The 19,978-nt window shown below is 45.8% G+C and carries 18 protein-coding genes; 6 read left to right on the forward strand and 12 right to left on the reverse strand.

Features of this window, described 5'->3' with window-relative positions:
* Positions 1-231 precede the first annotated feature (231 nt).
* From QUB51_RS15770 to QUB51_RS15780, 3 genes are all read right to left on the reverse strand, one after another.
* Entirely contained in the window at positions 232-1,332 is a 1,101-nt protein-coding gene (locus QUB51_RS15770) for a saccharopine dehydrogenase NADP-binding domain-containing protein (RefSeq protein ID WP_333056740.1), read from the reverse strand.
* A gap of 617 nt (positions 1,333-1,949) precedes the next feature.
* Entirely contained in the window at positions 1,950-3,647 is a 1,698-nt protein-coding gene (crtO, locus tag QUB51_RS15775; RefSeq protein WP_333056737.1) for a beta-carotene ketolase CrtO, read from the reverse strand.
* A 433-nt stretch (positions 3,648-4,080) separates the two neighbouring features.
* Entirely contained in the window at positions 4,081-5,307 is a 1,227-nt protein-coding gene (locus QUB51_RS15780) for a tetratricopeptide repeat protein (RefSeq protein WP_333056736.1), read from the reverse strand.
* Between the two features lie 24 nt (positions 5,308-5,331).
* Between QUB51_RS15780 and QUB51_RS15785 the strand changes: the two genes are divergently transcribed.
* Both QUB51_RS15785 and QUB51_RS15790 read left to right on the forward strand, forming a co-directional pair.
* Positions 5,332-5,658, forward strand: a complete 327-nt coding sequence (locus QUB51_RS15785; RefSeq protein ID WP_172184303.1) for a YbjQ family protein — start codon at positions 5,332-5,334, stop codon at positions 5,656-5,658.
* 269 nt (positions 5,659-5,927) lie between these two features.
* Positions 5,928-6,551, forward strand: coding sequence for a hypothetical protein (locus QUB51_RS15790; protein ID WP_333056735.1), 624 nt, complete (start codon positions 5,928-5,930; stop codon positions 6,549-6,551).
* A gap of 158 nt (positions 6,552-6,709) precedes the next feature.
* Here QUB51_RS15790 and metH read toward each other — a convergent pair whose 3' ends face one another.
* The 7 genes from metH to ispE form a co-directional block, all read right to left on the reverse strand.
* Positions 6,710-10,447 carry a methionine synthase gene (gene metH, locus QUB51_RS15795; RefSeq protein ID WP_333056734.1) on the reverse strand — a complete coding sequence of 1,246 codons (3,738 nt, stop codon included), beginning with the start codon at positions 10,445-10,447 and terminating at the stop codon, positions 6,710-6,712.
* 416 nt (positions 10,448-10,863) lie between these two features.
* Positions 10,864-11,568, reverse strand: a complete 705-nt coding sequence (locus tag QUB51_RS15800; protein WP_333209800.1) for a hypothetical protein — start codon at positions 11,566-11,568, stop codon at positions 10,864-10,866.
* Positions 11,569-11,727: 159 nt separating this feature from the next.
* Positions 11,728-12,408: a dual OB domain-containing protein gene (locus QUB51_RS15805; protein ID WP_333231431.1), complete on the reverse strand. Its 681-nt coding sequence runs from the start codon at positions 12,406-12,408 to the stop codon at positions 11,728-11,730.
* A gap of 72 nt (positions 12,409-12,480) precedes the next feature.
* Positions 12,481-12,933, reverse strand: coding sequence for a DUF488 domain-containing protein (locus tag QUB51_RS15810; RefSeq protein ID WP_333209796.1), 453 nt, complete (start codon positions 12,931-12,933; stop codon positions 12,481-12,483).
* Positions 12,911-13,537 (reverse strand): DUF488 domain-containing protein, encoded by a 627-nt coding sequence (locus QUB51_RS15815; protein WP_333056727.1) that lies wholly within the window; start codon positions 13,535-13,537, stop codon positions 12,911-12,913. The genes QUB51_RS15810 and QUB51_RS15815 overlap by 23 nt, the downstream gene beginning before the upstream one ends.
* Positions 13,538-13,612: 75 nt before the next feature.
* Positions 13,613-13,966 carry a DUF3082 domain-containing protein gene (locus tag QUB51_RS15820; RefSeq protein WP_333056726.1) on the reverse strand — a complete coding sequence of 118 codons (354 nt, stop codon included), beginning with the start codon at positions 13,964-13,966 and terminating at the stop codon, positions 13,613-13,615.
* Positions 13,967-14,149: 183 nt separating this feature from the next.
* Positions 14,150-15,127, reverse strand: a complete 978-nt coding sequence (gene ispE, locus QUB51_RS15825; RefSeq protein ID WP_333259093.1) for a 4-(cytidine 5'-diphospho)-2-C-methyl-D-erythritol kinase — start codon at positions 15,125-15,127, stop codon at positions 14,150-14,152.
* A 90-nt stretch (positions 15,128-15,217) separates the two neighbouring features.
* On the opposite strand from ispE, the gene QUB51_RS15830 reads away from it, so the two are divergent.
* From QUB51_RS15830 to QUB51_RS15840, 3 genes are all read left to right on the forward strand, one after another.
* Positions 15,218-15,640, forward strand: coding sequence for a hypothetical protein (locus QUB51_RS15830; RefSeq protein ID WP_333056724.1), 423 nt, complete (start codon positions 15,218-15,220; stop codon positions 15,638-15,640).
* Between the two features lie 75 nt (positions 15,641-15,715).
* A complete protein-coding gene (locus QUB51_RS15835; protein WP_333259090.1) occupies positions 15,716-16,204 on the forward strand; it encodes a hypothetical protein in 489 nt (162 codons plus the stop codon).
* An 18-nt stretch (positions 16,205-16,222) separates the two neighbouring features.
* The gene (locus QUB51_RS15840) at positions 16,223-16,606 is read left to right on the forward strand and encodes an ATP-binding protein (RefSeq protein WP_333259292.1); all 384 of its coding nucleotides are present in this window, start codon (positions 16,223-16,225) and stop codon (positions 16,604-16,606) included.
* Positions 16,607-16,903: 297 nt separating this feature from the next.
* Here the strand turns inward: QUB51_RS15840 and rsmA are convergent, their stop codons facing one another.
* A complete protein-coding gene (gene rsmA, locus QUB51_RS15845; protein ID WP_333259087.1) occupies positions 16,904-17,725 on the reverse strand; it encodes a 16S rRNA (adenine(1518)-N(6)/adenine(1519)-N(6))-dimethyltransferase RsmA in 822 nt (273 codons plus the stop codon).
* 378 nt (positions 17,726-18,103) lie between these two features.
* Here rsmA and galK point away from each other — a divergent pair, with 378 nt between their 5' ends.
* On the forward strand, positions 18,104-19,183 hold the full coding sequence (gene galK / locus QUB51_RS15850; RefSeq protein ID WP_333056721.1) for a galactokinase: 1,080 nt from the start codon (positions 18,104-18,106) through the stop codon (positions 19,181-19,183).
* Here galK and QUB51_RS15855 read toward each other — a convergent pair.
* The gene (locus QUB51_RS15855; RefSeq protein ID WP_333056720.1) at positions 19,173-19,547 is read right to left on the reverse strand and encodes a signal peptidase I; all 375 of its coding nucleotides are present in this window, start codon (positions 19,545-19,547) and stop codon (positions 19,173-19,175) included. The two genes, galK and QUB51_RS15855, sit on opposite strands and share 11 nt — an antisense overlap.
* Between the last annotated feature and the right edge of the window lie 431 nt (positions 19,548-19,978).

Below are 19,978 nucleotides of genomic sequence, written 5' to 3' on the forward strand. Positions count from 1 at the left end.
TAAGCGCCTGCTTGTTATTATTACTTCTACCAAAAGATAGATTAGTTATACAAGCGGAACTCATCTCCTATCAGGGGCGATCGCAATTCCTGCGAGGAACCCTATCTAGGGGTTTTCCCATCAATTAAGAAGCCCCTGACTCTTCTTTTTAGGCGCGTCTTTCGCGTCTTCGCAGTTCTGGCAAAAATCCTATTTTCCAAGATTTTAAATTGCTATAAATAACCTAACTAACTACAAAACAACCTGCTCTATGTCTAGTTTTCTGTTCTGCATAGCTCGTTCAAATAGCTCAGTAGAAAGAGCTTGTTCGACCGACCAAACGCCCGGTTTTTCCAGTTTTCCTTCTAACATTAATTGAGCTATGCTGCCAGTACCGAGGCCCGTAGCGACTGCTGCACTAGGGTGTATCGCTGTCGAGCAAACTTTAGCGGGTTGACCGTTTTTGAGACCGGTCACTTGCGATCGCACGGCCACACCAACCCCACTAAAACTATTACTAACACTGGTCATCCCATAACTGACGTAGGAGAGAAATTCAATCACAGAGTTATTTTTGAGCCAGCTAGCGGGCCAATACTTGGCAACAAACCAGGTAAGGTGATTGTAAAGGTCGGGAGACGTACCGAATTTAGTCACAACTGATTTGACGGGGAAAGTTTCGGGCAAAGTGATTGCTTCCGGCATATCGAACCAGTAAACGCCTGTGTTGCCGTAGGGTGCGGGAAATTCAATTGTTTCGCGATCGCTGTAGGGTTTTACTTGCTGCCACTTGCGATCGGCCCAAACGTCAAAAGGAGTTTGCAAACCTAAAAAAGTGGTTCTCATGACGGTAACGCCAGCACCGCCAGAACCTCCGACAACATAACTCAAATGGATGTTTTCTGCTTCATCTAATTGCTCCACATCTCGCCGCACCATGCTATTAGACACACCGGGAAAAATCCCCGTGTTAATAATAGCAGTAATTCCAGCATTTTTAGCTGTTTCGCGCAAGTCTAAAGCTCTGCGAGTAAAACTGCGGCTGTCGCTGACATCAGTATAATTAACACCTGCTTCTATGCAAGTTTTCAGTACACTAGCGTCTCGGTAGTGAAAAGGCCCCGCACAGTGAACCACAAGATTAGACTCTGAAACAGCTTTTTGCAGGGCTGCACTGTCCGCTAAATCAAAAGTTTGGTACTGCACCCGATCCGGCGGCAATCCCGGCCCAATAGAGGCTTCAGAGTTGCGTCCGGTAACGGTAATTTCTGCGTCGGTATGGGTAACAAGGTCTTGGGCAACACTGCTGCCAATTCGTCCTCGGCCGCCGACAATCAAAACTCGGTTTGCCATCGCTAAAAAAAGGGTAACGCCACTTCTCAGTCTCTCAACTTGGGGCCGGCGTTTTCATCCGCATAAAGTATGAATTGAGGAGAATGCGAGATGGTGGGGATCGGTGGCTATCGCCCTGATATGCCGATGGGGAGCGACTTCTACCAGGGACTTGCCTGTTCTGCTTTCATTAGAGGTTTGGCTGCGACACTAAGTTTAAAAATGCCTTCCGCGTTAACTTGTTCTTCTAATATTGAGAATTGAGAATTTTATCAATGGAATATGCTCTCGGATGCAAAAATATTTTAACAGATTAGAGGGAACGTGAACCACCGCCAGCGCTCGCGAAAGATGCACCAGATTTAAAAAGGGTAGTCCTGGACGCAGGGGTGGTCAGAAACCGGGTTTTTGCGAAAATACTGTATCCAGACCTTTAAAACTGGTAAAAACCCGGTTTCTTTGGTATTTATGCGTCCAGGACTAAATGGTATTAATAGCGCTCGCAAATCGTTTTCCCTTCACAGGGAATCAACCAGAAAAAATTATCGCACTTGCCAACAGATAAATCAATACAAACAAACAAACGCAGATGTGATTCATCTGCGTCTATCTGCCCTCATCTGCGGTTGCTAAAAATCTTACTTCTCATTACTCCGAAATACCGACTTCCCCTTCGCTTTCAGAGTATTAGCCGCATCTGCTAAAGTCTGCGCGAAAGGCTGCTGCGAGTGCATGAAAACGCGAGCGGTATTGCGTCCCGGCATCCCCGAAATTGAGCCACCCGGATGCGTTCCCGCCCCCGTGAGGAACAAACCGTCGATCGGCGTTTTGTAATTCGCCAACTCCGGCAAAGGACGGAAAAATATCATCTGATCTAGCGTCATATCAACGTGATAATAATTCCCTTTCAAAGCCCCCAAACGCTCTCCCAATTCTGCCGGACTTTCCACGTGGCGCCCTATAATTGAATTTTTGATATTTGGCGCGTATTCTGCTAATTTATCGATGCAGCGATCGGCAACTTTGTTTTTGAGCTCATCCGTCCAACCCGTACCGTGCTGGCCGGTTCCTTCAGCATTTTCGATCTGGTAAGGAGCAAAAAATTCAATCCAAGCCGTATGATGTCCGGGGGGAGCCATTGACGGGTCTAGTACCGTCGGAAACACTACATACATCGATGGATCAGAGTCGGGAATTCTGCCGATTGAAGGCTCGCTGTGAGCAATTTCAACGTGTTTTACCGAGTCTGCAATTAAAACCGAACCAATTAAATATTCGTCCCGATGATTCCAGCGATCGAACTTGGGCATTTCATTGAGAGCTAAGTCTATTTTGAGAATAGTCTCGTTGTTGTTAACAATTTTGCGCTCCAATCTTTCCCGCAAATCCGGGTCGGCACTGTCAACATCGCTGGAGTCCATTAAGTGCAGAAACAAGCGCTTAGCATCAATATTAGAAATGACACCTTTTGTCGCACGGTATTCCGTGCCGTTGGCAACTCGAACTCCCACAGCGCGACCATCATCAACTAATATTTTCTCGACGTGCTGGTCGGTAAGTACCACACCGGAATAACTTTTCACTAAATTGAGCAGCGCTTGCACTAATGCACCCGTCCCACCGCGCGGTCTTGCCATGCCGGGATTGTGTCTCATTGCCAGCATAATTGCGCCTACAGCAAGGGTTTTTTGCGAAGGAGGCGCGCCTAGTTCTGCGGCGAATCTTGCTAGGGGTGCTTTGATAAATTCCTCGTCAAACCACTCGTTGAGAAGGTCTTCAGCGCTGGTGAGCATCGTGCGAACAAAGTCCAGCGTTTTGTCGGGTGAACCGATGACTGACAATAAATCTTTGATTTTTGAAATATCGTAGTTTCCCAGAATATCTACGATCGATTTTGGTGGCGCATTAAACATCGGAACCATTGCCCCTAAAGCCCGCTGCCAAAAGTCTGTATATTCGGCATATTTTTTAGCGTCGCGCTCGTTGTAGCGGGCAATTTCAGCACAAGTTTTTTCAACGGATTTGTGCGCTAAGAAATATTTACCGTCGGGATGCGGACAAAAAGCCACTGGATCGCAGAAAAGATATTCTAAACCGTATTTTTCCAGTTCTAATTCTTCTACAACTGGCCCTAAATGGATAAACTCGTGGTCGATCGCGCACATATTGAATTTAAAATCCGGTAATTCGGGAATGGCCGCTTCAGTAGTTGCTGCGCCCCCGGGAACCGAACGTTTTTCTAACAACAGGACGGTATATCCAGCTTTCAGCAGATAAGATGCACAGACGAGTCCGTTGTGACCTGCGCCTATGATAATGACATCATACGTTTGCATAGATGAAGTTCTAGGGAGAGGATATTTTGCTTATTTTACAAATGTTAACAAGTTGGCTGTCTCTACCAATAGAAATAGATTCATTGTCAGTAAGCCCTTTTAGCATATTACAAAAGAGGGAGCTTTGACAAAATCCTGTTGTGCGATCGCCCTGATTTCTGCTTAAACTTACCGAGCACTCACCCTTCTCCAATTGCGCCAATATTGTACTATATTTAGGCAAATTTATCTGCGTTAAATTAAACAATTTACGCAAAGGAAGTAAGAAGGAAGAAGGAAGAGGAAAGGGGGCATTGGGAATAGGGAAGAGAAACAGTTTTGAGATTGCTTTTTTCCTTGCAAGACGGGGAGTGGAAGGAGTTAAGCCCTAGGAAAAATACTTACTCCACACTCAAAACTGCTAGCCAATTACCTATTAGTACATTGAGACATATTACTTTAGTTGCTGGAGCGCAGCCTCAGCTTTTTGTACACCATCATTGTTGCCTTGCTGGCGGTAAGTGTCGAGGGCTTGTTTAAAAGCTTCAATTGCTTCGGATTTGCGAGCGCGCGCTTTGAGTGCCGTACCCATATTGTAATAAGCTTCTGCCCGGTTTGGATCGAGTCCAATCACTCGCCTAAAAGTGGTAATTGCTCCTAAAAAATCTTGTTTTTTCAGTTGAATTTCCCCGATTCCTGCGTGTGCTTCCACTAAATTCGGTCGTACCGCAATAGCCCGCTGATAAGCTATAAGCGCTCCGTCGAAGTCGTTTTGATCCTGGAGAAGTTCGCCAATTTCTAGCTGCACTTCTGGATTCCGGGGCTCCAATTTTGCAGCTTCTTCAAAAGCTGCTAGCCCTTCGGAAGTATAGCCTGCCCGCAGCAAAGCAGTGCCTAATTTTAACTGGACACCTGCTTGTTTGGGAGCGAGTTCGGCTGCTTGTTGGAGCACGGTGACAGCACTGGCAAAACTTCCCTGCTGGATCAATACTAAACCCATTGAAGAATAAGCTTGCCAACTTTTTGGATCGAGGGCGATCGCCTCTTGGTATGCTTTAAAAGAACCGCTGTAATCTTTTTGCTGAAAGAGTACCACTCCCAGACCGATGCGGGCATTGACATTTTTGCGATCGAGCGCAGCGGCGCGGCGATAAGCTGTGGCGGCTGCGGGGTAGTTTTGTAAATTCGCCATAGCATATCCTAATGCGTATTGGAAGTCCGCATTGTTCGGTTCCAGACCGATCGCTTGTTGGTAAAATTCTACTGAGGCTTCATAGTTGCCTTGACGCGCTTCTAAATAGCCAATACCAGAAAAAATGCGCGGGTTTTCCGTATCTAAACGCGCAGCTTCCTGATAAATGGCGATCGCGCTACTGTAGTCTCCTACATCTACAAACTCGCGCCCTTGTCGCAGCAGAGCATCTAAATTTGAATCATTTTGAGGGTTGACTTGAACGACTGTTTCTGCTGAGAGCGCTATTTGCGGCGCTGTGACAGCGAATCCTGCTATTAGCAACGTAGTGAATACCAAGAGACTTTGTTTGTGCACGGCCATGTGTTTCAAAGAGTATGTGGAATGGAAGAGCGAGTTGCTGTCAGCTTGACAAGCTGACAACTGATGATTTACCAGGAATGTTTGAGTGGCGAGATGTAGTAAATCTACAGAACAAGACCCACTCAAAATTTTCGCGATTGAGGCCAACTGATGATTGTAACAACAACTGATATCATCCAAGGAGCAGAAATTCAATCTTACCTGGGAATTGTAACTGCTGAGGTTGTCTACGGCACCAATGCCCTGCGAGACTTCTTCGCGGGCATTCGCGACATCATCGGCGGGCGCACCGGCAGTTACGAGGAAGTGTTTCTCAAAGGACAGCGAGATGCCCTCGCGGAACTGGAAAAACGGGCCCAGCGCCTCGGCGCCAATGCCGTAATCGGGGTGGAAGTTGACACCGGCACGATTAATGTAGACTCCAGCGGGGCTTTGCTGCTGATTACTGCCGTTGGAACGGCTGTAAGATTGCGTTAAGCTGTATTTTCTGTATACGTCCGCATTTCCTGTATACATCCGGGAACTTTTCCAACGGGATAAAATAGTTATCACTCATGAGTCATCAGTCATCAGTCATTCGCTAATAGCGGGTGGCTGGGGGCGGATGACTTTTTCGTTTCTTTCTTCAGACATAGATACTGGTTATTTCCCCAGGCAGATATAGTTTTTATCAATCTCAGCCACAATCAATGCTTAAGTGAAAGATTGTTAAAAATTAAAGCAACTCTAAGAGGAAAGAAAAACCTATGTCATACGTAAATAGACCTGTAGATAACGTTGGTACCGAACCCGTGGTGGTAAATTCAGTGATGGAATACCACGATCGAGTACGTTGGGGCCCGATTTTTTCGGGTTTGGTAATTGCGATCGCCACACAACTGGTGTTAAGTGCATTGGGCGCTGCGATCGGCTTGAGCAGCATTGCTGGTTCAGGAGCTCCGCGCACTATTTCAGGAGACGTGGGTACCGGCGTCGGAATTTGGTCAATTATCAGTTTGTTAATTAGCTTGGCCGTTGGCGGTTGGGTAACTGCTCGTGCTTGCGGCCCGATGAACCGCAACACAGCGCTTTTGAACGGAGCAATTTTGTGGGCAACCACCTTAACAATCGGCTCTTGGCTGTTAGCAAATGGCGTGGCCGGCACTTTTGGCGTCATAGCTGCGAATGCGGGAGAAGCAATTAATCAAGCGCAGCAAAGCGGCGTCGATTTGCCGAACCAAGCGCCTAACGTAACTGCTCAGGATACTCGCAATATCGCTGGTAATGCTGCGAAAGCTGGTTGGTCATTTTTGTTCGGCTCGCTATTGGGTTTAGTTGCTTCGATGGTAGGAGCATCTGCAGGTGCACGCACTCCCCGGAATTACTCGTAAATGTTTCGTCAGACACGGAAAGTTCATATTCAGGAAAGCACTTTTTTTAAGGTGCTTTTTTGTTATTTTAATTTGGTTTCTCGTTCCCAGGTTGTACCGGGGAACGAGTATAAAAACGAGGAAAACGAGAGAAAGGTGCTGCTAGCGCACCCTATAAATTAAGCGCTGAAGTATTTGGCTGCTGGGTGATAGGTGATAATTGCGGTTGTTGATTGTTCGGGATAAAGTTGTTCGCTTTCATCCATGTACAGGTTGATACGATCGCACTTTAACAATTCCAGTTGCTTATACTGATCCGCCATATTCGGACAAGCAGGATAGCCGAAACTGTACCGCGAACCGCGATATCTTTGCGCCAGCATATCGCGAATGTTGTCCGGTTCCTCGCTACCAAATCCCAATTCCCGCCGAATTCGCGCGTGAGTCCATTCTGCTATTGCTTCCGCTGTCTGTACCGCTAATCCGTGAAAGTAGAGATAGTCGGTATATTGATTGTTAGCAAATAGCTTTTGCGCGTACTCTGTAGCAATTTCTCCCACTGTCGCTACTTGCATCGGAAATACATCGATTTTACCCGATTCTTTGGGCGCAAAGAAGTCGGCAATGCACAGCCGGCGCGCCGATTTTTGGCGGGGAAATGTGAATGTTGCAGCCACAGGCAAGATGCCTGTGCCACTCTCTGTTGCAGCCACAGGCATCTTGCCTGTGCCACTTTCTGTTGCAGCCACAGGCAAGATGCCTGTGCCACTTTCTTTTGTGGGGTGGGCATCTTGCCCGCCACTGATTATTGTTTGCCCGCCACTGATTATTGTTTGCCCGCCACTGATTATTGTTTGCCCGCCACTGATTATTGTTTGCCCGCCATTCATAATTTCCGGATCGTACAAATGCAAAGAATTACCTTCAGCTTGACAGGGAAAATACCCGTAAATTGCTTGCGGCTGCAGTAACTTTTCGGTGATAATTTTGTGTTTCCACTCTTCCAAGATGGGATAAACTTTCTCAGCTAAGAAAGCGTCGTATTCTTCCCGCGATTGGTCTTTGGGCTTGCGGAACTGCCACTGACCGGCAACTAAAGCTTGCAAATCTAAGTGCCAGAAAATCTCCTCAAATGGGATGTCTTCTCCCTGCAACAGTTTCGTTCCCCAGAAAGGAGGAGTCGGGCGATCGATATCTGCAGCAACTGCTTCGGATCGCCTAGTATCTATCACCACAGGAGTGTCTGCTTTCTTAGCCTCTTCTACAGAAATTTCTGGCGCCGCTTTAGCTTCTTTAACCGCCCCATTATCATCCTCTATTTCATCTAAAAATCCTTGCAAATCTTCCCATTTTCCAGCAGATTTTGCTGGCATGAGTTTGTCCATAAAGTGCAAGTCAGAAAACGCATCTTTGCCATAAATTACTTTACCTTTATAAGTATTTTGGCAGTCTTCATGTACAAACTTGGGAGTCAAAGCCGCGCCGCCCAAAATTACCGGAACCGTGATTCCTTTCTGGTTGAACACTTCCAGATTTTCTTTCATAAATGCGGTGGATTTTACCAGCAAGCCACTCATGGCTATACAGTCGGCTTTGTGCTTTTCGTAGGCTTCGATGATATTATCAACCGACTGTTTAATTCCCAAGTTGATCACTCGGTAGCCGTTGTTTGATAGGATAATATCAACCAAGTTTTTGCCGATATCGTGAACGTCGCCTTTGACAGTAGCGATGATGAATGTGCCTTTGGCGTTGTCCCCGGATTCGGACTTTTCCATGTGCGGTTCTAGATAGGCAACTGCCGCTTTCATTGTTTCTGCTGACTGCAATACAAATGGCAGTTGCATTTGTCCCGAACCGAACAATTCTCCGACTACTTTCATCCCGTCTAGCAAGAAGGTATTGATAATGTGGAGGGGCGGATAGGTTTCTAATGCTTTGGCGAGTTGGATGTCGAGCCCAATGCGTTCGCCGTCGATGATGTGCTGCTTGAGGCGTTCTTCTACCGGGAGGCTTGCGTCTTCTGTACGATCGCGCTTGGTAGTTTTGCCCGCAAACACCGTTGTCAGGTCGCCCAAGGGGTCATAAACGCAAATTTCGCCGTCAAACTCCCGTTCGTCGTAAATCAGTTTACGGCAGATTTCTTGGTGTTTGGGGTCGATTTTCGCCAGGGGCAAAATCTTATTGGCGCTGACAATTGCCGAGTCCATCCCCGCTTGCATTGCTTCGTGCAAAAACATGGAATTCAAAACTTGCCGCGCCGCCGGATTCAAGCCGAAGGAGATGTTAGAAACTCCTAAAATTACGTGACAGCCTGGTAATTCTTGGCGAATGCGGCGGATGGATTCGATGGTGGCTTTGCCGTTTTTTCTGTCTTCTTCAATCCCGGTGGAAATGGGCAATGCTAGGGTGTCAAAAAAGATTTCTTGGGGGGGAATTCCGTAGGCGACGGCGGCGTTATAGGCGCGTTGGGCAATCGCAAATTTTTTGTCTGCGGTTCTCGCCATTCCGTCTTCATCAATCGTCCCGATAACTATGCCCGCGCCGTATTTTTTCGCCAACTCCAAAACTTGATAAAAACGCGGTTCTCCGTCTTCATAGTTAGTGGAATTCAGCAAACATTTGCCGCCCGCAACTTTTAAGCCTGCTTCCATCTTTTCCCATTCTGTGGAATCCAGCATTAAAGGGAGAGTTGCATTTGTCACAACGCGGGAGACTAATTCTTTCATGTCTCGCACGCCGTCGCGGCCGACATAATCCACGTTGACATCGAGAATGTGCGCGCCTTCTCGCACTTGTTCCCTAGCCATTGCTACTAAACCATCCCAGTCTTCGGCGTTTAGCAAATCGCGGCATTTTTTGGAACCGCTGGCGTTGAGTCTTTCGCCGACAATTAAGAAGGAATTCTCTTGTTCGTAGGGTTGGGCGGTGTAAATTGAAGCGGCGGAAGGTTCCCAAGTAATTTCGCGAATTTTGGGTTTAAGAGTTTTGCCAATTTCTGATAGTTCGCGAATGTGATCGTAGCGAGTGCCGCAGCAGCCACCGATGACTTGCACGCCTAAGTCTTCGACAAAGCGCATCAAGGCCATTTTTAATTCTATGGGCGTGAGTTTGTAGTGCGCGTGGCCGCCGATGTTTTCGGGTAAACCGGCGTTGGGAACGCAGGAAACGACGAAGGGTGAATGTTCGGAAAGGTATTTGACGTGTTCGGCCATGCGATCGGGCCCGGTGGCACAATTTAATCCTAAGATATCTATGGGGTACGGCTGCAAAATGGCTAGGGCGGCGCTGATGTCGGAACCGACTAACATTGTGCCGGTGGCTTCCATTGTGACTGATACCATTAACGGAATTCGCGCACCTTTTTTCTTAAATACTTCTTCAATGGCATTTAATGCTGATTTAATTTGCAGCACATCTTGACAAGTTTCGACAATAAATAAGTCAACGCCACCGTCATAAAGTCCTTCTGCTTGTTCGGCAAAAGCGGCGGTGAGTGTGTCGAAATCAATGTGTCCTAATGTTGGCAATTTGGTGCCTGGCCCGATCGATCCTGCGACAAATCTCGGTTTTTCTGCTGTGGAAAATTCGGCGGCGATACCCTTGGCGAGTTCGGCGGCAGTTTTGTTGAGATAATATGCTTTGTCTGCTAAATCATATTCGGCGAGAACGATGGAAGCCCCGCCAAAGGTGTCTGTTTCGATGACATCGGCCCCTGCTTCGAGGAATCCCCGGTGCACGTTGGCGACGGCTTCGGGTTTGGTGTGGACGAGATATTCGTTGCAGCCTTCGTATTCTTTGCCGCCAAAGTCTTCTGCGGTGAGGTTTTGGACTTGCAGGTTGGTTCCCATCGCGCCGTCGAAGACGATGACGGGGCGTGAGGGGTGGTGGAGTCGATCGAGGAATCTGCTATTCATAAGCGGTAAAAAAACGCAGGTGCTATATATTTACAATTTTATCTATTGTGCAATATTGTCAACATTTATGTGACTGTTGGCAAATGGTTAATTAGTGAAGGATTTAATGCGGCTGACAATAGTTCGTAGGCCGGGGCCGGGGCGTAGCCATCGTACCTGTTATTTTACCGATCGCCCTGGATTCTTGTCAAAATGCTGTTGTGGGTGAGGCTGCGGCGGGAAAATCGGCGAGTTGCAAGGGATTTTTTCGCTTAACTGCTGACGATTTTTGCGAAAATGCGATCGCCACAATTCAATGAGTTATATAGCAATCCTAAATGCCTCGTAAATTCTTACCCACCCCAACCCTCTCCGAACCCGCTGGGACTCCGTAATAAATTGACAAATGATGCGAGAATTGCTATATAACTAAAGCATTAAGATTTCTTTCTCATCCTTTTGTGAGACGCTATTTTAGGCAGTCGCTTAATTTCACTTTCGCCTCCTGGAACTTCTAGTTGTTTGATATTTTCTTCTACTTCTTCTATAATTTCTAAATCAACAGTCTCAACCTTGCCCCTGCTGATTTCTTTCTCTTCCTCAATCTCCTCCGCATTCAGTTGATTTGGGATTAACTGCACGTCTAGCCCAGAAGCTTGAACCGACAATTCTTCTATTTTTTCATTAATTTCAACTTCTCCAATCTCTTGCTCAATTTTCGCCGCCACTAAATCTTCCTCGCAAGCAGGAAAATCATCAATTTTTTGACTAATTTCAGTTTCTCTGATTTCCTTATCTACTAGCTGCATGGATAACTGCTGCTTTTCCCTTGACAATTCATCAACCTTAGTTCCAAGCATTCTAATCTGTTCGTTAAGAACGCGAATTTCTCGGTTTTGCTGCTGAATCATTTCTTCGGCATCAGCAATAGTTCGATTTCTCTCTAATATAACCTCATTTTTAGTTTCTAATTCCAAAGCGCTCATGGCCGCTTTAATTACATTATAAAAATGTGGCTTAGATACATCAACTTGTTTAGCATTATGACGACTTTTTCCCAAAAGTCCAATCTTTTGTCCTTGCTTAACAGCCAAAACAAAACCTTGATGATTTTTTATTTTTAATTCTTTGACAAAATCCACTTGAACTAAACTGCAAATATATTTGTGACAGTCAAAATAAAATTCTGCTTTCATCAAAAAGCACCCCTTTCTGCTACAGTCCCGCAGAATTATAGCATGAACAGAGTTTTTGCGGGAAATAAAAAGAAATAAATAATCGATCGCCCATTTGGGTCAAAACTAAATTTCATCATCAACAACATCTTCCGGCAACTCTACCACACCCGCAATCAACTTCCAACAAGGGTCATCTCCCTCCCAATCATCGGGCCGCCAAGGCATACTCAAACTCACTGTTACCAAACAAGCTTTTTGCGGTACATACCCCAATTCTAACTTTCTAATAAACACCGGATCTGTAATTGTTGCAGTCAATCTTTGACCATGCTGCGTGACAATAGATCCTTCCCATTTATTACCACCTTCAAATCTTTGACTTAGCTTTTTTACCGTAAATCTTACTGCTTTGACTAATTGCAAAGTTAGGCGATCGCCTTTTGGCAAAGACTGCATATACTCTACCGTAACATATCGCAAATCGTTGTGTAAAATATATGCTTGACTATTGCAATATTTCAACAAATATGCTGGCGGAACCTTCCCAACTTGCCGCCATTTTCCCGGTAAAACAGAAAGATTTTCACACTCAAACCCAAAGTCTGGCCCCGTCTTCGCCAGAGGAATTTCTAGAACATCTAACAACGCGGGTTCAAGTCTATTTATCTGCCGCATTTCTTTAGGAATCTGACCATCGGGTAAGTCAGAAACTGGACGCACCCACTTACCTTTAACCTCATTAATTCCGGCGATGCACCTGTCGCCGCGTTTCCAGGAATTAGCGAGACAAATTATCCGAGTCATTCGATTTTAGATTTTAGATTTTAGATTTTAGATTTTAGATTCATCCCACAATGATACAGTATTTTCCCTAAATTACAGATGATTAATGGTGACATTTTTCCACTTATCGCTGAGATATTCAGCAACTAAGCGGCGGTGACAATTATGAGGTTTTGGTTCGCTACAAAGCAGACACGCACAGTCCATAATATCCGATGAAACCTTGTGTTCAATTTGTCGATCGCCCATCAACTCCAAAAACTTCTGTTCATAAACATCCCAATCTCCCTTTTTCTTTTTATAATCATCCAAAATATCTTGAGTTGGCGCTAAATCCAGAATGTGAACGTACTCAATATTGCCAATGGTTCGCAAAAAATACTCTAAATCTTTCCGCTTAGCAAAACCCGCCAACTGCGACACATTATTCAGCCGCGTATCTATCACCCTGCGGACTCCCGCTTGCATCAAAATCCCAAAAAACTCCTCCGCACTTTTTTGAGTGAAACCAATTGTAAATAAATTAATTGCTTTCTTTTGTGACATAAGCGATGTCCAACCCGTGACGATAATAAGCTGTTTCTAAATCTACTATTTCCTCTTTAACTTGAGGCTCTAATTCAAACAAGCTTAGCTGAATTGGCTCATTATTTTTTTTGCCTTTGTTAAACTTGCTCAAAAGTCTTTCTTCTAAATGCTGGTGCGATTCTAAATTGCCATCGGAAAGAATGTGATAAATTTGTAAATTAAATTCTCTGAGTTTCTGGCAAACTAAAATAGTCCTATGACAAGTAATCGGGTCTTTTTCCGCACACATTAAACTGATTTTATAATTGGCTGCGCCTTGGATCAACCGCTGAATTCCTTCGGAAAATAGAGGAGTTGCTGCTATGCGATCGTATAAAGCTTTACCGCTAGTATCATAACAGCTTAAATCCTCTGGTCTCGCGCCCAACTCTTTGCCTAAAAAAACATATTGAATGCCAACACTTGACAGAGAAACTTTAATTTCGGATTTATTAAAATGAGGTAAATAGCGGCTAAAAGGATGCGATCGCACGTCCGCAACCGCCGTAATTCCGTGTTGTTGCAGCAGCAAAACAAACGCTTCAATACTCAGATTGGAGTGCCCGATCGTAAATAATTCCATTGCTTCGATCTTACTATTCCGTCTTTGCCTTGCGGATGAAAGTTTGTGTAGCCAAATTCTGGCAACTGGTAGACTTCAAGCTGTAGGTTTCTTTAGCAACTTTTGAATCACAAGTTGCACAGCCAGCAGCATCAAACCCAAAGATGCAAAAGCAAAAACACCCGCACCCAAAGCCACAATCCCCATAACTAAAGTTCTCACAGCCGCGCCAATATTAATCGCAGTCACATTGTCAGAATGAATCGGGGAATTTGCAAAAGTTTGGACGATCGACAAAGTTAGCGCGTACAAAGCAGCCGCAAACCCGCCCGCGATCAGCGAACCCATCACGCACCGCAAAATCGTCGGCGGCGTGGAAGATGCAGAGGTTGCATCTTCAGCCGAACTCAGAGGTTTAGAAGTAGAATTTGGATTAGTTAAATCAGTCATGGCGATTTTAGATTTTAGATTTTAGATTTTAGATTTCTGGTTAATTCACCAAAACTAAAATCGGTGTTGCATGACATATTATCAGTTCTTCGATCTCAATAGACTCTGCGAAAAGTTAGATTAATCTTTACCCTCGCCTGTTAGACAGGTTTAACGGGCGATGGCGATCGCACCCTCTTCGAGTTACACCCTCGAAATCGGCGGTTTCGTCTCGTTTCCCTGCGAAAAAATCTGAATTCCAGTATTGCTAAACGGTGCTACCCAAAAATCCAAATCTGGAGAAGCGATCGCACTTTTAACCCGTTCCACAACCTGCTGAGCCTGCTCTGAAGACTCCGCCAGCGCAAACACCGTCGGCCCGGAACCCGACATCATCGTTCCCAAAACCCCCGCCGACTCAAAAGCCTCCCGCAACTGCAACACCTGCGGGTACACAGGTAAAGCAACTTTTTCTAAATCGTTGTGCAGCAATTGACCAATTTTCGATCGATCTTTTTGGGCGATCGCCCCCACCATCGGGCCCGAATGCAGCCGTTGCCGACGGCACTCCAAATCTTCCGCTGCACAATAGGAACTACTGAACTGCTGGCGATAAGTTTGATACGCCCATGCCGTAGAAATACTGAGATTCCGGTACTTGGCCAACACCACAGAAAAGCCACCCAAATCAGGCAGCGGCGACAGTTTATCCCCGCGACCAGTTGCCAAAGCCGTACCTCCCGCAATGCAAAAAGGCACATCCGAACCCAAAGTTCCCCCCAACTCTTGCAACTCCGACTGAGTAAGTCCCAATTGCCACAGCAAATCCATCCCGACTAAAACCGCCGCCGCATTGGCCGAACCGCCGGCAAGCCCCGCCGCCACAGGAATCTGCTTGTGAATGGCAATCTCGACTCCGCCGTATTTCGCCAAAGCATCGGGGAATTGCTTCGCCAACAAATCGGCCGCCCGGTAGGCCAAGTTATTCTTATCAGGAGGGACTTGCGGGTGATCGCAGCGCACGCGAATCGTGTCCGTACCGATCGCGCGTAAGTCAATTCGATCGGCTAAATCTATGCTTTGAAGTACCATCGCCAGTTCGTGATATCCGTCGGGGCGATCGCCTATGATTTCCAAATACAGATTGATTTTTGCTGAAGCTAACAGAGAATATGAACGCATAGGTGATTAAGCCGCAGGTGAAAGAAACCCCTGGTTGAAATTAATTGACACCAGTCCGAGTCCATTTTCTCACAACTCAAAGGAAATATTATGCAGGAAATGTGGAAAACTTTTTTTACTTCCGGGCCATTTATTCCTCACGGCCACTGCTATCTCTGGCATACCCCATTAGTCTGGCTTCACCTAGCCTCAGATTCAATCATTGCACTCGCGTATTTCTCGATCCCAATTACATTGGTTTATTTTATTTCCAAACGCGAAGATTTGCCATTTAATTGGATCTTTGGCCTGTTTGGAGCCTTTATCGTCGCCTGTGGCATCACTCACATATTTGAACAGTGGACACTTTGGCATCCTACCTATTGGCTTTCAGGAACAATGAAAGCAATTACTGCCCTTATTTCCTTTGCTACAGCCATACTTTTGGTAGACTTAATGCCTCAAGCCCTAGCACTTCCCAGTCCCGCCCAGTTAGAATCCGCCAACAGACTCCTAGAAGCTGAAATTATCTAGCGCCAATTAGTCGAAGCTGCAATAAAAATAGCTAAATAAGAATTAGAAATTCGAGTTGAGGAACGCACCGCAGAATTGAAGTTTCAAACTCAACAGCTAGAACAAGCATTGTCTGAATTGAAGCAGGCTCAATCAAAGCTAATTCACAGCGAAAAAATGTCATCTTTGGGGCAATTAGTCGCTGGGGTTGCTCATAAAATCAACAATCCGATTAACTTTATTTACGCGAATGTTACTCACGCTCGCGAGTATGCCGATAGTTTGCTAGAATTGGTGAATATTTATCAAAAGCAGTATCCGAACCCCTTACCCACAGTCCAAGAAAAAATCGAGTCTGTAGATTTAGATTTTATTATCTATGACCTACCAAAAATATTAATTTCTATGACAAACGGGGCCGATCGCATTTTTGGTATTGTCAAGTCGCTGCGAGTTTTTTCGCGCCATGACGAAGCAGAAATGAAATTAGCCGACGTTCACGAAGGAATTGACAGCACACTCATGATTTTGCAAAGCAGATTGAATGCTAAGCCCGGTTTGGCGAATATTCAAGTGATCAAATAATATGGCAATTTACCCCGAATAGAGTGCTATCCCGGACAGCTAAATCAAGTATTTATGAATATCATTGCTAATGCTATTGATGCTTTAGAAGAGGACAGCCACAGCGAGGCAATTGCAGCCAATGAAGCTAATCCCCGCAGCATCAAAATTTATACCAAAGTTTTAGACACTCAAGTGGTAGAAATCCGAATTAGCAACAACGGGCAAGAAATAACCGAAGCGGTGAGGAACCAGTTATTTAATCCTTTTTTTACCACTAAACCAGTAGGTAAAGGCACGGGATTGGGTTTATCGATTGGCTATCAAATTATCACGGTAAGACATAAAGGCGAATTGCAGTGTACTTCTACACCAGGGAAAAGTGTAGAATTTATGATTAAAATTCCGATTAGCCTGCAATAAAGCTTTAAAAATGCACAAAAAACCTAATTTAAACAATTTGTAGTCAGGCAGAAGAGTCGTTTTTCATAAATAAGGCTTACGCACGATTGTTGAGAAACCGGGTTTTTTTACGAAAAGACTCGTTGTAGACCGCAGATTCGGTAAAAAACCCGGTTTCTGGGCCCCGATGACTCGTTGTAGACCGCAGATTCGGTAAAAAACCCGGTTTCTGGGCCCCGATGGTAAGTCCTGATAAAAAAAGAATTCCCAGATACGCCACTTCTTTAAGAATTCTGGTATCTAACACACTCCTGAGCTTCAAACATCGCACATAATATTATTGCTCAACTTTACCCATTGCTCCACGCTTAAATCTTCAGCGCGTGATTGAGGATTTATCTGTAACTCTTCTAGCAATTGAACGAGTTTATCTAAATCCACAGCCCCTTTCAAATTGTTTCGCAGCATCTTGCGCTTGCTACCAAAACCCAACTTAACTAAATTCTCCAAATAGCGCGGATTAACCGCCGCAGTTTCTATCTGTCTGGGAAGCAGCCGCACGACTGCAGAATCGACTTTTGGTGGAGGAAAAAAGTCTTTAGACGGCACATCGCAAATTAACTCGCATTCTGCTAAATACTGCACCCGCACCGACAAAGCGCCAAAAGCTGTCGAACCCGGTTTAGCGTAAAGCCTTTGGGCTACTTCTTTCTGCACTAACAGCACGATCGCATCGAAGGGTTTAGCAGCAGGAACAGAGATTGTTCCCAGCAGTTTTTGCAGAATCGGGCCGGTAATATTATAAGGAATATTGGCAACAACTTTATTGGGATTTTGGAATTTGGGAAATGCTGTTAGTTCAGCATCTAAGTCCATTTCCAGGAAGTCGCCTTGCAGCAGTAAAAAATTGTCGGTTTTGCCGAGTTGTTTGGCTAGCTTGAGACACAAATCTCGATCGATCTCCACAGCAACAACAGACTCAGCCGCAGGCAGCAAACGCCGAGTCAAAATCCCCGTGCCCGGCCCAATTTCCAGGACGCGATCGCCATCCAAAGAAGCCGCTTTCACAATCTTATCTAAGGCTTTCTCGCTTTTGAGCCAATGTTGAGCAAACTGTTTCCGGGGTCTGGTCGATCGCATTTTTTGAATTTTTGGAGAAATCTTAGCCTGTCATTCTATCACAGGTCTATATCTTTTCCTAACCTACGGTCATGTTTATTTTTGTTAACAGGGGTTGAATTAACCAAAAAACTTGGGCACTATAATAAGGACAAACGATAAAAAATAAATTTATTTCTTCCCAATTACCAACAGCACAACACGTAAGTCACGGAGACACGGATAGCTGTTTTTCCAAATAACCAATAACAAATATAGCAATTTTTGCAGGAGTCGTAATTTTTTTACCCCACCCCAACCCTCCCCTTATCAAGGGGAGGGAGTAAGAAATTTACAAATGATTTAGGATTGCTATAACCAATAACAAATAACCAACAACCAATTACCACTTCCCCAAAAATGAAATTCCAACGAGTATTTGGTACATTACCCAAAACCACAGCCAGCGCCCCCGGCCGAGTAAACCTGCTGGGCGAACACACAGACTACAACGATGGATTTGTACTTCCAACTGCGATTCCCCAGCGCACCACAGTACAAATCGGTTTCAGCAGCGACGATCGCCACCATTTTTATTCAGCAGAATATGACGAACTGATAAATTATTCAGACGACGATACCATACCGCAAAAATTTGTCACTTATATCTGTGGCTGCCTCAGACTTTTAGAAAAAGAAGGATACAAAATACCGCCAATAAATCTCTACATTACCTCGACTGTGCCGATCGGAGCCGGTTTGTCCAGCAGCGCCGCTTTAGAAATAGCAACCCTCAGAGGAGTGCGCGCCCTGCTGAACCTCCCCATAGACGACGTGCGCCTAGCTCAAATCGGACAGCTAGCCGAAATCCGATATGCCGGCTTGAACTGTGGGATCATGGATCAAATGGCGTCGAGTTTAGCAGACACCAACACCATGCTATTAATCGACACCCGCAGCCTCGAATGCCGCCCGATACCTTTTCCCGCAAACACAGAAATTTTAATAATTGACAGTGGCGAAAGCCACCAACTAGCAGCCGGAAGCGGCTACAACCAGCGGCGCGCCGAGTGTGAGGAATCCGCCCGGATATTGGGAGTTAAAGCTCTTAGGGATATAACCGATCCCCAAGCTGTCGAAGTATTACCGGAACCTCTGAGAAGACGAGCGCGCCACGTCGTTACCGAAAACAACCGCGTGCTAGAAGCAGTAAAATCTTTGTCAGCCAAACGTTTTGGCGAGTTAATGAATGCTTCCCACGCCAGTCAGCGCGACGACTACGAAGTTTCGGTGCCGGCAGTAGACACGCTGGCGGCCATCTTGCAGTCAATCCCCGGAGTCTTCGGCGCAAGGCTGACGGGCGGAGGTTTTGGCGGTGCTTGCGTAGCCTTGGTGGAGAGTGGGAAAGCGGGTGTTATTGCATCCGAGGCGATCGATCGCTACCAGCGCGCGGGTTATAGCGGCCGCGTTTTGGTTCCCGAAATTCCAGTTAATTCTTAACTCCAGAACTATCTCCCGGTAGGGAAGGCCACCGCACAGTCACGATTACCGAATCCTCCTCCGCAGACCAATAATGAGGCACTCCCGGCCGCCAGAGAGCATAATCTCCTTCGCGAGACAGCAAGATTTCTTGCTCTGGAAATTGCAGGCGAAACCGGCCTTTTACCAGGATAGAAAGCGTCGTGGCTTGTGCATTTACCGCCCACTGAGTCCTACAATCTCCGGCGGGGTGAGTGCCCCATTTTACCTCTAATACAGAAGTCGATCGCGGGTCATCTTCCGGCGTCATAAAGTGACCCGCAAACCAACCGCCCCGACTTGCACCTTCAGCGCCCGCATTTCCGAAAATCACTTGAGATGACATCAGCTAATCCGGTAAACAACAAATAGCTTGAGAGCACCAACTCTACGTTTGGTACTCAAGGAAATCCCGCTCGATCCCTCGTGTCGTAGGGACACTCCAAGAGTCCAGAGGTGTCAACTTAACGTACAACCGATAGTCCCACAGTCCGACAGGGGTTGAAACCCCTGCCTCAAAGCTAAAGTCGTCTGAAGACGACTAATGAGTTTTTCAGTCCTCTTTGAGAGGACTTTCGCTATGAGACAGGGAATTCATTCCCTGGCGGACTAACTCCAACAGTCCATAGGTGTCAACTTAACGTACAACCGATAGTCCGACAGGGGTTGAAACCCCTGCCTCAAAGCTAAAGTCGTCTCAAAGACGACTAATGAGTTTTTCAGTCCTCTTTGAGAGGACTTTCGCTATGAGACAGGGAATTCATTCCCTGGCGGACT

The organism is Microcoleus sp. AT8-A3 (genome assembly GCF_036705675.1).
Classification (GTDB): domain Bacteria; phylum Cyanobacteriota; class Cyanobacteriia; order Cyanobacteriales; family Microcoleaceae; genus Microcoleus.